This is a genomic window from Pectobacterium quasiaquaticum (assembly GCF_014946775.2).
Taxonomy (GTDB): Bacteria; Pseudomonadota; Gammaproteobacteria; order Enterobacterales; family Enterobacteriaceae; genus Pectobacterium; species Pectobacterium aquaticum.
Genome location: NZ_CP065177.1, coordinates 3,326,528 through 3,340,479 on the forward strand (window position 1 = coordinate 3,326,528; position 13,952 = coordinate 3,340,479).

11 protein-coding genes are annotated in these 13,952 nt (G+C 52.1%); 5 read left to right on the plus strand and 6 right to left on the minus strand.

Annotated features, from left to right (window positions below; all coding sequences use genetic code 11):
• Nucleotides 1-227: 227 nt before the first annotated feature.
• The 3 genes from IG609_RS15240 to mutS all read left to right on the plus strand — a co-directional run bounded on the left by IG609_RS15240 (nucleotide 228) and on the right by mutS (nucleotide 5,403).
• Nucleotides 228-1,121, plus strand: coding sequence for an MBL fold metallo-hydrolase (locus IG609_RS15240; RefSeq protein ID WP_193397602.1), 894 nt, complete (start codon nucleotides 228-230; stop codon nucleotides 1,119-1,121).
• A 387-nt stretch (nucleotides 1,122-1,508) separates the two neighbouring features.
• Nucleotides 1,509-2,353 (plus strand): IS5 family transposase gene (locus IG609_RS15245; RefSeq protein ID WP_250127219.1). Its coding sequence is split into 2 segments (ribosomal slippage): nucleotides 1,509-1,854 and nucleotides 1,854-2,353, totalling 846 coding nucleotides; the frame shifts between segments, so codons are not numbered across the junction.
• A gap of 485 nt (nucleotides 2,354-2,838) precedes the next feature.
• Nucleotides 2,839-5,403, plus strand: coding sequence for a DNA mismatch repair protein MutS (mutS, locus tag IG609_RS15255; RefSeq protein WP_193398009.1), 2,565 nt, complete (start codon nucleotides 2,839-2,841; stop codon nucleotides 5,401-5,403).
• 57 nt (nucleotides 5,404-5,460) lie between these two features.
• On the opposite strand, the gene nlpE is transcribed toward mutS, so the two are convergent.
• Both nlpE and IG609_RS15265 read right to left on the minus strand, forming a co-directional pair.
• A complete protein-coding gene (nlpE, locus tag IG609_RS15260; protein ID WP_193398013.1) occupies nucleotides 5,461-6,156 on the minus strand; it encodes an envelope stress response activation lipoprotein NlpE in 696 nt (231 codons plus the stop codon).
• Between the two features lie 73 nt (nucleotides 6,157-6,229).
• Complete coding sequence (locus IG609_RS15265) at nucleotides 6,230-6,784, minus strand: YaeQ family protein (protein ID WP_193398008.1); 555 nt, start codon at nucleotides 6,782-6,784, stop codon at nucleotides 6,230-6,232.
• A gap of 240 nt (nucleotides 6,785-7,024) precedes the next feature.
• Between IG609_RS15265 and IG609_RS15270 the strand changes: the two genes are divergently transcribed.
• Both IG609_RS15270 and rof read left to right on the plus strand, forming a co-directional pair.
• A complete protein-coding gene (locus tag IG609_RS15270; protein WP_010285748.1) occupies nucleotides 7,025-7,225 on the plus strand; it encodes a YaeP family protein in 201 nt (66 codons plus the stop codon).
• Nucleotides 7,212-7,472, plus strand: coding sequence for a Rho-binding antiterminator (gene rof, locus IG609_RS15275; RefSeq protein ID WP_029367608.1), 261 nt, complete (start codon nucleotides 7,212-7,214; stop codon nucleotides 7,470-7,472). The genes IG609_RS15270 and rof overlap by 14 nt, the downstream gene beginning before the upstream one ends.
• Nucleotides 7,473-7,615: 143 nt before the next feature.
• On the opposite strand, the gene tilS is transcribed toward rof, so the two are convergent.
• The 4 genes from tilS to dnaE form a co-directional block, all read right to left on the minus strand.
• Complete coding sequence (tilS, locus tag IG609_RS15280; protein ID WP_193398007.1) at nucleotides 7,616-8,968, minus strand: tRNA lysidine(34) synthetase TilS; 1,353 nt, start codon at nucleotides 8,966-8,968, stop codon at nucleotides 7,616-7,618.
• A complete protein-coding gene (locus tag IG609_RS15285) occupies nucleotides 8,958-9,347 on the minus strand; it encodes a VOC family protein (RefSeq protein ID WP_116163942.1) in 390 nt (129 codons plus the stop codon). The genes tilS and IG609_RS15285 overlap by 11 nt, the downstream gene beginning before the upstream one ends.
• A gap of 126 nt (nucleotides 9,348-9,473) precedes the next feature.
• Entirely contained in the window at nucleotides 9,474-10,433 is a 960-nt protein-coding gene (gene accA / locus IG609_RS15290) for an acetyl-CoA carboxylase carboxyl transferase subunit alpha (RefSeq protein WP_102118266.1), read from the minus strand.
• Nucleotides 10,434-10,445: 12 nt separating this feature from the next.
• On the minus strand, nucleotides 10,446-13,928 hold the full coding sequence (gene dnaE, locus IG609_RS15295) for a DNA polymerase III subunit alpha (RefSeq protein WP_193398006.1): 3,483 nt from the start codon (nucleotides 13,926-13,928) through the stop codon (nucleotides 10,446-10,448).
• Between the last annotated feature and the right edge of the window lie 24 nt (nucleotides 13,929-13,952).

Below are 13,952 nucleotides of genomic sequence, written 5' to 3' on the forward strand. Positions count from 1 at the left end.
ACTCGGTCGCCGCCAGCAAGGCAAGGTCGATGCCGGTCACTTTTATACGGTGCCACCTGACATTTTTCTACAAGGAGAACTCCCATGTTTCAACGTACCGATACCGCCGATTCGACAGCTTCGCCCATGCTAATCAGTTATGAAATCGGCGACAGGCCAAAGATCTTGACATCTTGTACTTATCGTTCCATGATGGCTCTGTGAAAACAATTCTATAGGAACGTTATATGTATATGAAAATAAATGGAATTATAAAAAACCTCCTGATACTTTGTACCCTTACTCTCACAACTGGAACAGTTTTCGCCAGCCAATCAGTCAACGTTTCCGATCTGACTTTTCATGTATTCACTTCAGAAGACGATGGCTTTTTTGATAACTCGGTGATTGTTGAGGGGGATAAAGAACTCCTGCTGATTGACGCGCAACTTACTCGAGCGAATGCGCTTAAAGTCCTCGATTTGATACGATCGCTCAAAAAGAATCTTAAGCAGATTTATATCACTCACGAACATGCTGACCATTTTTTGGGGTTGGAGGTCTTCAAGGACGCTTTTCCACAAGTGGAGATTTTAGCTAACTCTAAGGTCGCGAGCCGTATAGATGAGGTATACAAGGCCAAGCTTGAAAAGTGGCATGGGATACTGTCGTCAAAGGCTGCTACCCGTGAAATTCCCATAACCAGATACGATGGAGACCAACTCAGTATTGAAGGTACAAAAATCGAGATTCATAAACATCTTCAGGGGGATACTGATGAAAACTCCTACCTTTGGTTCCCAAAAGAGCGTGTCGCGGTAGTCGGTGACATGGCCTATGATCAAATGCACGTCTATACCGTCGAAACGACGCCTGAGAGCCGAAAACGCTGGGTTCAAAATCTCGATGAGCTTGCAAAACAAAACCCTAAAATCGTTATTCCAGGGCATAATTTTCCGAATAAAAAACTTGACGCCTACAGTGCAATTTATTTCACAAAACAATATCTTTTGGTTTTTGAAGAAGAACTTTCCAAATCAAGCAGTCGCGCCGAATTTCAAAACCGCATGAAAATAAAATATCCAGATGCAGAGCTTTTCTTTAGCGTAGAAAGAGCCTCCGCTAAGTTTTTAGATCAATAACTCTTATCACAATTATTTTGGGTGTATACCCAAAATAATTCGAGTTGCAGGACACTACGCGTTGCGTTTTGAATAACGCAACGCGTTGGCCCGTAAGACGAGGCCAATTGATGGGCTAAGTAAGAAAGCCAACGTGTAAGTATCCCCGTAAACGGCGTCTGCCGTCCCGCCATCCATCGCACACTGTGCGTACCTGAGCATTTTAACCAAAACTATGCCATTGATAAGCGTAATCACGTCATTGCGTGTGATTTCAGCGGCATTACGATCACCCAACTTATCTACCGCATCGGCATACCGTGTTCTGCGAACTTCGTTCTAGGCTGTGTCCCGTAACTATTTTTTGTACAATCAGGAACATGATTTCACCATAAAAAGTGCTTCAATTTGGCTCGTTACGATTTTCCCGATGATGCATGGGCACTGATTTCTCCTATGCTGCCGCCTGAAAGAGGCTCTTCCCGAGGCGGGCGTCCTTACTTTGCTCACAGGCATGTCATGAATGGCATATTTTGGGTACTTTGCTCCGGCGCGCCGTGGCGGGATTTACCAGAGCGTTATGGTCAATGGAAAACCATTTACAACCGCTTTAACCGGTGGTCTAAAGCCGGAGTAATGAACAGTATTTTCAATAAATTACTCCAACTCTTGGATGAAAAAGCACTGATTGACTGGGATGTTATCGCGCTGGATGGCAGTAACGTTCGCGCCCTGAAAGCGGCGGCCGGTGCGAAAAAAAACATCCCGATGAACACGAGGACCATGGGCTGGGTCGCTCTCGCGGCGGCTTTGGCACCAAAATCCATCTGGCGACAGATGGCACAGGATTACCGCTGAGTTTTTGCCTGAGCGGTGGACAAGCCCACGAAAGCCGATATGCGGAAAGCTTGCTTAACCGAGTCGGGGTTATCCGAAAAAGCGGGAACCTGAAATCACGTCCGAAAGCAGTACTGGCGGATAAGGGTTACTCCAGTAGACGTATTCGCATTTATTTGAAAATAAAAGGAATAAAAGCGGTTATTCCGTTTAAATCGAATGAGAAGGCCAGTCAGGACGGACGTCGGCCTCTCAATACGAGTCTGTACAAAAAACGCAATGTCGTGGAGCGTTGCTTTGCGATACTCAAAGAAAATCGCCGTATTGCCACCCGCTCGGAGAAAGCAGCCAGAAACTACCTGAGTATGCTAAAACTGGGAGCGATCAGGTTATTTTTAAAGCGATTGTTAAGTTAAGGGACACAGCCTAAATAGCTTCGTATATCCCCGTTTCACTTTATCCTGACCATGTTGGTTGCCGGGGAAGGATGAGGCTGTATTCATAAATTGAGTTACTCGCTACAGTAACTGCCATATATATCGGCACTGATGGCTACGCGTTATGGCTTCGTATCACGACAGCCAGAGCAATTCGATTGTATTCAGCCTTCGCTTTATTGAATGAATACATCAGGCAAACTTGCGAGCCGCCTCGCGAGCCTGAGCAATAGAGGAAAAATCGCATACGCATCTCGGTCCCAGTCTGGTAACGTCGTCTGGCGCCAAATAACGGCCACCGGTGGTAAGATAGCGCATTCGCGGGTGATGTTTTTCATCCGTCAGCCAGTATACTTCTGGCATTCCATTTCAATGCTCAGGTGACGTGCCATCAGCAAGGTTGACCATCAAACCCAGCGCCATCACCTGAACGAAAAACAGCGTTAAGACTGAGTAAAATCAATATGAATGAAGCCACAGAGAAGGACTTCACTGCCCATACGCCAATGATGCAGCAGTACTTTAGGTTAAAGGCTGAACATCCGGAAATCCTGCTGTTTTACCGCATGGGCGATTTTTACGAGCTGTTCTATGACGATGCCAAGCGGGCTTCTCAACTGCTGGATATCTCGTTGACGAAGCGCGGTGCCTCCGCAGGGGAACCGATACCGATGGCGGGCGTTCCTCACCATGCCGTTGAAAACTACCTTGCCAGACTGGTGCAAATGGGCGAATCCGTCGCTATCTGCGAACAGGTTGGCGATCCCGCTACCAGCAAAGGTCCGGTAGAACGCAAAGTTGTACGTATCGTCACGCCAGGAACCATCAGCGACGAAGCGCTATTGCAGGAAAAGCAGGATAACCTGCTTGCCGCAATCTGGCAGGACGGTCGGGGGTTCGGTTATGCCACTCTGGATATCAGCTCAGGACGTTTTCGCGTGAGCGAACCAGACGATCGGGAAACCATGGCGGCTGAGTTACAGCGCACCAATCCGGCAGAGTTACTCTATCCTGAATCTTTCGAGTCCATGGATTTGATCGAAAATCGCCATGGGCTTCGCCGTCGTCCACTGTGGGAGTTTGAACCGGATACTGCACGCCAGCAGCTTAACCTGCAATTTGGCACCCGCGATCTGACCGGTTTCGGCGTAGAGCAGGCCAAGCTCGCACTGCGGGCCGCTGGCTGCCTGCTGCAATACGCAAAAGACACCCAGCGCACCTCACTGCCGCATATCCGCGGGATTACCATGGAGCGCCAGCAGGACGGCATCATCATGGACGCAGCCACCCGCCGTAACCTTGAACTGACGCAGAATCTGTCCGGCGGCGTGGAGAATACGCTGGCTGCTGTACTGGACTGCACCGTAACGGCAATGGGCAGCCGGATGCTGAAGCGCTGGATTCATATGCCCAGCCGCGATATTGATGCGCTCAAACAGCGCCAGCAGGCCATCAGCGCATTGCAGGACATCACGCCCGATCTGCAACCCTATCTGCGTCAGGTCGGCGATCTGGAACGTATTCTGGCGCGACTCGCGTTGCGCACGGCACGCCCGCGCGATCTGGCTCGTATGCGCCACGCTTTCCAGCAGTTCCCCGATATTCGTGAGCAGCTTGCGCCACTGAATACCGATTCCGTTCGTCGTCTGGTCAGCCTGATTGGGCAATTTGATGAGCTACGCGATTTGCTGGAACGCGCCGTTGTCGAAGCACCGCCCGTGCTGGTACGTGACGGCGGTGTCATCGCGCCGGGCTACCATGCAGAGCTAGATGAGTGGCGCGCGCTGGCCGACGGTGCCAGCGATTATCTGGATCGTCTGGAAATTCGCGAACGCGAAAAACTGGGGCTCGATACGCTAAAAGTCGGCTTCAATGGCGTACATGGCTATTACATTCAAGTAAGTCGTGGCCAAAGCCATCTGGTGCCGATCCACTATGTGCGCCGCCAGACGCTAAAAAACGCCGAACGCTATATCATTCCCGAGCTGAAAGAGTACGAGGACAAGGTTCTGACCTCGAAGGGCAAAGCGCTGGCGCTGGAAAAAGCGCTCTATGATGAGCTTTTCGATCTGCTGTTGCCTCATCTCGCCGAACTTCAGCAAAGCGCCGCCGCGTTGGCAGAATTGGACGTTCTGACGAATCTGGCTGAACGTGCCGATACGCTGAATTACGTCTGCCCGACGCTGAGCGATAAGCCCGGTATCAAAATTACGGGCGGTCGTCACCCCGTCGTCGAGCAGGTGCTTCGTGAGCCGTTTATTTCGAACCCCCTATCGCTAGCACCACAGCGTCGTATGCTGATTATCACCGGCCCCAACATGGGCGGGAAAAGTACCTATATGCGTCAGGCCGCACTGATTGTGCTGATGGCGCACATCGGCTGCTTTGTGCCTGCGGATCAGGCGATCATCGGCCCCGTCGATCGTATTTTCACTCGTGTGGGTGCCGCCGACGATCTGGCCTCTGGCCGCTCCACCTTCATGGTGGAAATGACAGAAACGGCGAATATTCTGCACAATGCCACGGAAAACAGCCTGGTATTGATGGACGAAATTGGTCGTGGAACCTCAACCTATGACGGCCTGTCGCTGGCCTGGGCCTGTGCCGAAAATCTGGCGAATCGCATCAAAGCGATGACGCTGTTTGCAACACACTACTTTGAACTGACCACTCTGCCGGAAAAAATGGAAGGCGTGGTGAATGTGCATTTAGATGCGCGCGAACACGGTGATACCATCGCCTTCATGCACAGCGTACAAGATGGCGCAGCCAGCAAAAGTTATGGCCTTGCCGTCGCCGCACTGGCTGGCGTACCAAAAGAAGTGATTAAGCGCGCGCGCCAGAAGCTGAAGGAGCTGGAAACGTTGTCGAATAATGCGTCATCCAGCCATATCGATGGCGCGCAGTTGGCGCTGCTGAGCAATGATGAGCCGTCTCCAGCAATTGAAGCGCTGGAAGCCATCGATCCTGATACACTCACGCCGCGTCAGGCGTTAGATTGGCTTTACCAGCTAAAGAAAATGCTCTAACGCGTAGTCGATACAAAAAAGGCACTGGAATCAGTGCCTTTTCTTTTTAACACGGTATTAATCTATCTGCGTATCGCAGTTTGCCTGGGCGTTCATACGTGCGTTATCGCTGCTGTTAGGGACCACCGCTTTCACCCTCTGCCCTTCTTCCATTGATGGAATCACAGCAAAATGCGCGGTAAAGGAAACCAGCACCGGTTCACCTGCCGACGCCGTAGTACGAAGATACAGTCTTTCGAGCACAGCATTACTCGCTACTACAAACGTTTTCCCTGTCACGCAGTCAGAGAAGGTCGCAGCATCTGCCAGATAGCGGTACATACCCTTCATCGACATCGGCGTATCCGGCAATGCCTGCTCGGTTGCCGTCAGTTGGCGAGGAAGCGAAGAGTTGATGGGCAACCCTTGCTGATCCAGCATTTCAAGAGAGTTATCAACCGGGCGGAAGTAGCGTTTTTCACCCGAACTCTCCGTCAACACCAGCTTGTCGGCAGTGCGCCGCCATTGCCCATAGGAAGCAAACGTGTTGTTGCCCTCTCGCGTCGTTTGATACTGTTCACGCAGAACAAAAGTCCCGTCTTTTTCCAAAAACAGCGACGTATCAATCCCTCCGCAGTCCGCACAGGCTAAAACGCCACGATAACTTTGCGCCATTGGTTTAAGGGTTTCTTCCTGAGCTTGTGAGCGGGTATGACACCCGATCAATCCAGAAATCCCTACAATCAACAGCACACCGATAGCCAGTTTTTTCATCATTATTTTCCTGCCGTCTCTGCCCTGTTTTTATCGTTCTTACTCAACGTTCTGGAATATATCCAATCGGTTATCATCCCTTAGTCTGAGGAATTTTCCACTCAGAAAATGCTATTTCCAGACTATTCTTGTCGTCAGATAACCAGATCGTGCCTTCCTGTATCGTTGCCTGCAATGCCATGGTGCGCTGAACCAGTCCGGCAAGCTGAGTCAGCTGACTATCATCCAAAAAGCGGATAGCCAGATTCTTGTACCCAGAGACCTTACCCGATATTGCGCTCCACCAAACCTGTGCCGCACGCTCGCTATAGGCGTACAACATCACGGAACGCGACTGGTTGCAGGCTTTCTTGAGCCGTTTTTCATCCGGCAGACCTAGCTCAATCCACAGTTCCAACTCCATCGTATCATTACGTCGCCAGATTTCCGGTTCATCATCTGCGCTGAGTCCTTTGGTAAAACGCAGGTTTTCATCAGCATGGCAGATCCATGCTAAAAGTCGCAGCATCATGCGCTGCTCGGTTTCAGACGGATGCTGCGCTATCGTCAGGTTCACGTCGTGAAAAAAATTCCGATCCATATCGGCAATATTGATTGCTGCTTTGTAAACCGTTGCTTTTAATGCCATCAGTAACCTCGTCTTTATTCCCTCCTAGTTTACTTGAGTTAGCGCCATCCTCACAGTAAAGGTGATATCTGCCACGTAACCGATAGATTAGGCCTCTAAGGACTACTGATATCCTGTTAGTGCCTATGCTATAGTCGGTTTGATAAATAGAGTTTATCTTCGTAGGCTTACAACATCGCGCACCACAGCAAGTGATGATGCATGAATATCTACCGAGCTAAGCTTTCAAGGGAGGATATAGTGCAAGAATACTGTGAATTAGTACGTCGCTTATACGCAGAGATCGCCAGTGGCGATCTGGGCTATATACCCGATTCGCTGGGTTGTGTTTTGAAAACCCTGGATGGCATTGCTGCGAATGATGCGTTGCCATCCTCCGTCAGGGAACAGGCCGCTTTTGCCGCCGCTAACTTATTGGTGAGTGATTATGTCAATGAGTAATGAATATCAACCCATCAACTGTGATGATTACGACAGCCTGGAAGCCACCTGTCAGCAGAATTTGACGCTGACGCTGGAACTACGCAATGGTGAAGTTGTGACCGGTAAAGCCAGTGATATGATCTCACGTAAGCAGGTCGAATATCTGGTGATTGAAGCCTCAGGCACAACGCGCGAGCTGCGTCTCGACCACATCGTCAGTTTCAGTCATCCTGAAATCGGGAAGGTCGTCGTCAGCGAATCCTGACAGACTTCTCCTTTCATTCAGCGGCAAACGCTGAACCCATGCTTCCCAAACGGACAACGCAGGTTGTCCGTTTTTATTTCAGTACTAGCCTCAGCGTCAGGCTTTTCCCTCAGCTTTTTTCCCCTGGCTTATTTTTCCCAAACTTACTTTTCCCAAACAATACGCCATACAGGCTGGTTTTCTCTCGCCTGCCCTTCTCGCGTGACAAATCGCCCCACTGCCGCAATCAGTTGCTCGTTGTAGAACACCAGCGGCGTACGGTCACGCCACCAGGGCGGAACGCCCAATTCCTGCCAGAGTTTCTTGATTTGTCGCCCATGTGCTCTGCCAACAATATGCACGGTTCCGCTGATCGAAAAGCGAATGCTCACCGCCTCACTGTTTTCCGGCGCGCGAATCGCCACGCCGCTATCGGCCAGCGACAGCGTGCCCAGATTATCGGGTAGCGACAACGGGCATGACGGCGATTGCCACGAGATAATGCAGTCTTTGAGTGACGTCATCAGCGGCAGCAGATAGAGATGCTGACGAAAACGACGGATCTGCATCTGATTCAGTTGCAATACCGGTTCCGCATCCTGACGGCTCGTCGCCACCTCATCCCAGAGGCGTTGTAGCTGTTCACGCGCGGGCATCATCGCCCCTCGCTGCGCCAGCCAGCGACGCAGGAGTGCAAAACGACGCACCGGACTTAGCGTTACCAGACCGTCAATATTCAGCGCGCCATCCGGCTGGCATAACGCCTGCAATGACTCCTCCAGTAGCTCATCTAGCAACTGTTCCTGTTCGGCACAAAGCTCGGCGCTACGCGCGACGGCGGAGGAGAAATGCGGCCAGCGCTGCGTCAATCGCGGCAAGATCTGACGACGTAGAAAATTGCGGTCGAAACGTTCATCCTGATTGCTGTCGTCTTCAATCCAGTCAAGCTGATGCCGCTGCGCATAGGCTTCCAACTGCAAGCGAGAAATGCTTAACAGCGGACGCACAAGACGATGCTGACCGAGCGTTGTACTGTTACCGAGAAGAGTACTAGCCGCCATCGCAGATAATCCGGCAGGCCCACTGCCGCGTTTCAGCGCCAGTAAAAAAGTTTCGCTTTGATCATCAAGATGCTGCGCCGTCAACAAGATTTCCCCGTCTTGCAGATGCGCTTGCAAAGCCTGATAACGTGCCGTTCTGGCCGCGGCTTCTATACCGCCGTTCTGCGCTTCAACCTTCACCGGCAGCGAGGCAAAGGGCACCTGCCAGCGTTCACACTGCTGGCGACAATGTTCAGCCCAGCTATCGGCCCGCGGATTTAAACCATGATGGATATAAGCCGCACGAATAAGTAGCCCGGAACGCTGACGCACAGCCACCAGCAGATGCAATAGCACGCTAGAGTCCAGACCACCGCTGTAGGCCAACAGGATCGACTCGCATCCGGCCGTTTGCGTCACAATCGTCTGGAGTAATCCATCATCAGGTTCGGTGCGGTTCACGGTATCAGATCTCATACAGTTCTAAAGGCAAGCCGTCAGGATCGGAGAAAAAGGTGAAGCGCTGCTGCGTTTCAGGATCGATCCGGACAGGTTCACAGATAACGTCAGCCTGCTCCAGCGAGGCGACAGCCTGTTCTACGTTAGCCACAGCAAAAGCCAGGTGGCGCAGGCCGCAGGCTTCCGGACAACTCACCCGCGCGGGCGGATGAGGGAAAGAAAATAGCTCAATGGTATAGCATCCATTCAGCGAGAGATCCCCTTTCCACGACTGCTGTGCTTCACGGTAGACCTCGTTGTTCAACGTAAACCCTAGCACATCACAGTAAAATGCCTTGCTGCGTTCATAGTCAGAGGCAATCACCGCAATGTGATGGACATCGAGCAGCTTCAGCATGCTTCAAACCCTCATAGCAAAAAATCCGCTGTCATTTCTGACAACGGATTTTAAAAGTAACACCAGAATCACCTGATTGATAACACATCAATCAGACAATCGCCTTATCAGCAGTAACCACTGTACTTAACAGTAACCATAGTTCATCAAACGCTGATAACGGCGGTTCAACAGTTCTTCTTCTGTCAGGCCGTCGAGATCGAGCAGGTCGGCCAGCAGTTGTGCTTTCAGCGACGCTGCCATCACTGGGACATTACGGTGCGCCGACCCCAGCGGCTCAGGGATCACGGTATCGATCAGTTTCAGCTCTTTCAGACGCGGCGCAATAATGCCCATGGCTTCCGCCGCCAACGGCGCTTTATCCGCACTCTTCCACAGGATAGACGCACAGCCTTCCGGTGAAATCACCGAGTAGGTGCTGTACTGCAACATGTTGACCTTGTCACCCACGCCGATAGCCAGTGCACCACCAGAACCACCTTCACCGATAACGGTACAGATGATTGGCACACGCAGCGTCGACATTTCACGCAGGTTGCGCGCGATAGCTTCAGACTGACCGCGTTCTTCTGCGCCAACGCCCGGATAAGCGCCCGGCGTGTCGATGAAGGTGATGATCGGCATCTTGAAGCGATCGGCCATTTCCATCAGGCGCAGCGCTTTGCGATAGCCTTCCGGTGCAGGCATGCCGAAATTACGGCGAATCTTTTCTTTGGTCTCACGCCCTTTTTGATGACCAATGATCATCACCGGACGCCCATCCAAACGGGCAATCCCGCCGACAATGGCTTTATCATCGGCATAGGCACGATCGCCAGCCAATTCATCAAAGTCGGTAAAGATATGCTTAATATAATCAAGCGTATAAGGACGTTGCGGATGGCGCGCTAATTGCGCAACCTGCCAGGCACCCAAATCGGCGAAGATTTTGCGCGTCAGTTCAACGCTCTTCTCACGCAGGCGCTGGACTTCTTCGTCCAGATTAATATCTAATTTTTCGTCTTGACGGCTGACTGCGGTCAGCGAGTCAATTTTCGCTTCCAACTCTGCAATCGGCTGCTCAAAATCAAGAAAATTCAGACTCATAGTATTCCTATATTAGTCAAATTCCAGTTCCACCTGCTCATTACCCACTAATGTGCGCAGCTCGTTCAGTAGCGCATCGGCAGGCGTTACACGCCATGCTGCGCCGAAACGTAGTCGGGCACGCGCATCTTCACGCTGGTAATAGAGATGCACTGGGATCGTCCCCGATCGATGGGGTTCCAACGATTGGCGGAGACGGTTTAATAGCTGGTCATCAATTTGCCTGTCAGTCAGCGAGATAGCAAGCCCGCGCGCGTATTTTTCCCGCGCTTCACTGATATCCATTAACTCTCGGACGGTCATTTTAAGCCCGCCGCTGAAGTCATCAAAGCTGACCTGTCCACTGGCGATAAGGATACGGTCTTTCTCAAGTAAATGCTGATATTTTTCCAATGCATCGGTAAACAGCATGATCTCAAGCCGACCGGAACGATCGTCCAATGTACAGACACCAATACGGTTACCCCGCTTGGTTACCATGACGCGAGCCGCCAACACCAGCCCAACAGCAGTGGTCATTTTACCCCGATCCGTCGGGTGCATATCTTTCAAACGCACGCCACCGGCATAGCGTTCAATTTCCTTAATATATTGCGTGATCGGGTGGCCGGTCAGATACAGCCCCAACGTTTCCCGTTCACCATCCAGCACCACCTGCTCCGGCCACGGCGGCACCGAACTGTAGGATTGCTCAACCTGTTCAGGCGCGTCGGCCAGCACACCGAACATATCCACCTGACCAATGGCTTCCGCTTTCGCATGCTGATCGGCGGCCTTCAGCGCATCAGGCAATGAATTCATCAGCGCGGCGCGATGTGGCCCCAGACGGTCGAATGCCCCAGACATAATCAACTTTTCCAGCACGCGGCGGTTCAGCTTTTTAATGTCGGTACGCGCGCAGAGATCAAACAGCTCTCTAAAATAGCCGCCCTGATTACGCGCCTCGATAATCGCCTCAATCGGGCCTTCCCCCACGCCTTTAATCGCGCCGATGCCGTAAACAATCTCGCCATCGTCATTAACGTGGAAGTGATACAGCCCGCTGTTGATGTCCGGAGGCAGGATTTTTAACCCCATCCGCCAGCATTCATCAACCAGGCCGACCACTTTATCCGTGTTGTCCATATCGGCCGTCATTACGGCCGCCATGAATTCTGCCGGATAGTGCGCCTTCAGCCATAGCGTTTGGTAAGACACCAGCGCATAGGCCGCGGAGTGAGATTTATTAAAGCCATAACCGGCGAATTTTTCCACCAGGTCAAAAATCTTAACCGCCAATTCGCCGTTCACGCCGCGAGATTTGGCACCATCTTCGAAGCCACCACGCTGCTTCGCCATTTCGACCGGGTTCTTTTTCCCCATCGCACGACGCAGCATATCCGCGCCGCCCAGCGTATAGCCTGCCAGAACCTGCGCAATCTGCATGACCTGTTCCTGATACAGGATAATGCCGTAGGTCGGCTCCAGCACAGGCTTAAGTGACTCGTGCTGCCATTCGATATCAGGATACGAGATCGCTTCACGACCGTGCTTACGGTCGATGAAGTTATCTACCATGCCGGATTGCAATGGGCCAGGGCGGAACAGCGCCACCAGTGCGATCATATCTTCGAAACAGTCGGGCTTAAGGCGTTTGATTAGGTCTTTCATGCCGCGCGATTCAAGCTGGAATACCGCCGTGGTTTCCGAGCGTTGCAGCATGTCGAAGCTTTTCTTATCGTCGAGCGGGATCGCCGCAATATCAATCGGCTCCTGCCCTTGCTTCGCGCGACGGGCGTTAATCATCCTCAGCGCCCAGTCGATGATGGTCAGCGTACGCAGGCCAAGGAAGTCGAACTTCACCAGCCCAGCATATTCGACGTCGTTCTTATCAAACTGGGTAACCGGATGGTTTCCTTCGGAATCACAGTACAGCGGTGCAAAATCGGTAATCTTGGTGGGGGATATCACCACCCCACCCGCATGTTTACCCGCGTTACGCGTTACCCCTTCGAGCTTGCGCGCCATATCGATGAGGGCCCTAACTTCTTCATCGGCCTCATAAATTTCTGGCAGCTGCGGTTCAGCAGCAAACGCTTTTTCCAGCGTCATACCCGGATCGGGCGGCACCAGCTTTGAAATGCGATCGACAAACCCATAAGGGTGTCCAAGCACGCGCCCGACGTCACGAATCACCGCTTTCGCCGCCATCGTACCGAAGGTGATAATCTGCGATACCGCATCACGCCCGTACATTTCGGCGACGTGATCGATGACCTTGTCGCGTTTTTCCATACAGAAATCGACGTCGAAGTCAGGCATGGAGACACGTTCAGGGTTGAGGAAACGTTCGAACAGCAGGTCGAATTCCAGCGGATCCAGATCGGTGATTTTCAGCGCGTAGGCTACTAACGAACCCGCACCGGAACCACGTCCCGGCCCCACAGGCACATCGTTATCCTTCGACCACTGGATAAATTCCATTACGATCAGGAAGTAACCGGGGAACCCCATCTGGTTGATCACGCCCAGCTCAATATCCAGACGCTCATCATATTCAGGCCGACGCGCAGCGCGCACTTCCGGATCGGGGAACAGGAATTCGAGACGCTCCTCCAGCCCCTTTTTCGAGCACTGAACCAGAAAATCTTCCGTACTCATGTCGCCCGTCGGGAACTGCGGCAGGAAATATTCGCCCAAACGAATCGTTACGTTACAGCGCTTGGCAATTTCAACGCTGTTCGCCAGCGCTTCGGGGATATCCGCAAAGAGCTCGCACATTTCCTCTTCGGAACGCATGTACTGCTGCGGGCTGTAATGACGTGGACGTTTGGGGTCATCAAGCGTGTAGCCGTCGTGAATCGCTACGCGGATTTCGTGAGCGTCAAAATCATCGGTGCTGATAAAGCACACTTCATTGGTCGCCACCACGGGTATCCCGTGCTTCGTCGCCAATTCGACGGCTGCGTGCAAATAGCTTTCTTCATCGGGGCGGGACGTGCGGATCAGTTCCAGATAGTAACGCTGGGGGAAGTGTTCCTGATAGAAGGCCAGACACTGTTCGGCCTGCGTCTGGTTGCCGCGCAGCAAAAATCGACCGACATCACCCCGACGACCGCCAGACAGTAAAATCAGCCCTTCCTGATGCTCAATCAGCCAATCTCGGTCAATCGTCGGCCCAGCAGCACCATAGCCTCGTTGATAAGCATGGGAAATCAGCAGCGTAAGATTCTGGTAGCCAGCATTATTCATGGCCAGGACGGTAAGATGTGCGAGCTCATCCCCCAATTCGTCGCTTTCGACACAGAAATCTGCACCGATAATGGGTTTGATTCCCGCGCCATGCGCGCCGCCATAGAATTTAACCAGACCACACAGGTTGGTAAAATCAGTAATCGCCAGCGCTGGCATGCCGAGTGCTGCCGCTTTTTTTACCAGCGGACCGACTTTGGCCAGCCCATCGATCATGGAATAGTCACTGTGAACACGCAGGTGAACAAAACGTGGTTCGGCCATCTCCAGATCCCAGAATTTATCGAT

Excerpts from the sequence above, each read along its gene's own strand:
- IG609_RS15240 (WP_193397602.1), top strand. The coding sequence starts at position 228 with ATGTATATGAAAATAAATGGAATTATAAAAAACCTCCTGATACTTTGT.
- mutS (WP_193398009.1), top strand. The coding sequence starts at position 2,839 with ATGAATGAAGCCACAGAGAAGGACTTCACTGCCCATACGCCAATGATG.
- nlpE (WP_193398013.1), bottom strand. The coding sequence starts at position 6,156 with ATGAAAAAACTGGCTATCGGTGTGCTGTTGATTGTAGGGATTTCTGGA.
- IG609_RS15265 (WP_193398008.1), bottom strand. The coding sequence starts at position 6,784 with ATGGCATTAAAAGCAACGGTTTACAAAGCAGCAATCAATATTGCCGAT.
- rof (WP_029367608.1), top strand. The coding sequence starts at position 7,212 with ATGTCAATGAGTAATGAATATCAACCCATCAACTGTGATGATTACGAC.
- tilS (WP_193398007.1), bottom strand. The coding sequence starts at position 8,968 with ATGAGATCTGATACCGTGAACCGCACCGAACCTGATGATGGATTACTC.
- IG609_RS15285 (WP_116163942.1), bottom strand. The coding sequence starts at position 9,347 with ATGCTGAAGCTGCTCGATGTCCATCACATTGCGGTGATTGCCTCTGAC.
- accA (WP_102118266.1), bottom strand. The coding sequence starts at position 10,433 with ATGAGTCTGAATTTTCTTGATTTTGAGCAGCCGATTGCAGAGTTGGAA.
- dnaE (WP_193398006.1), bottom strand. The coding sequence starts at position 13,928 with ATGGCCGAACCACGTTTTGTTCACCTGCGTGTTCACAGTGACTATTCC.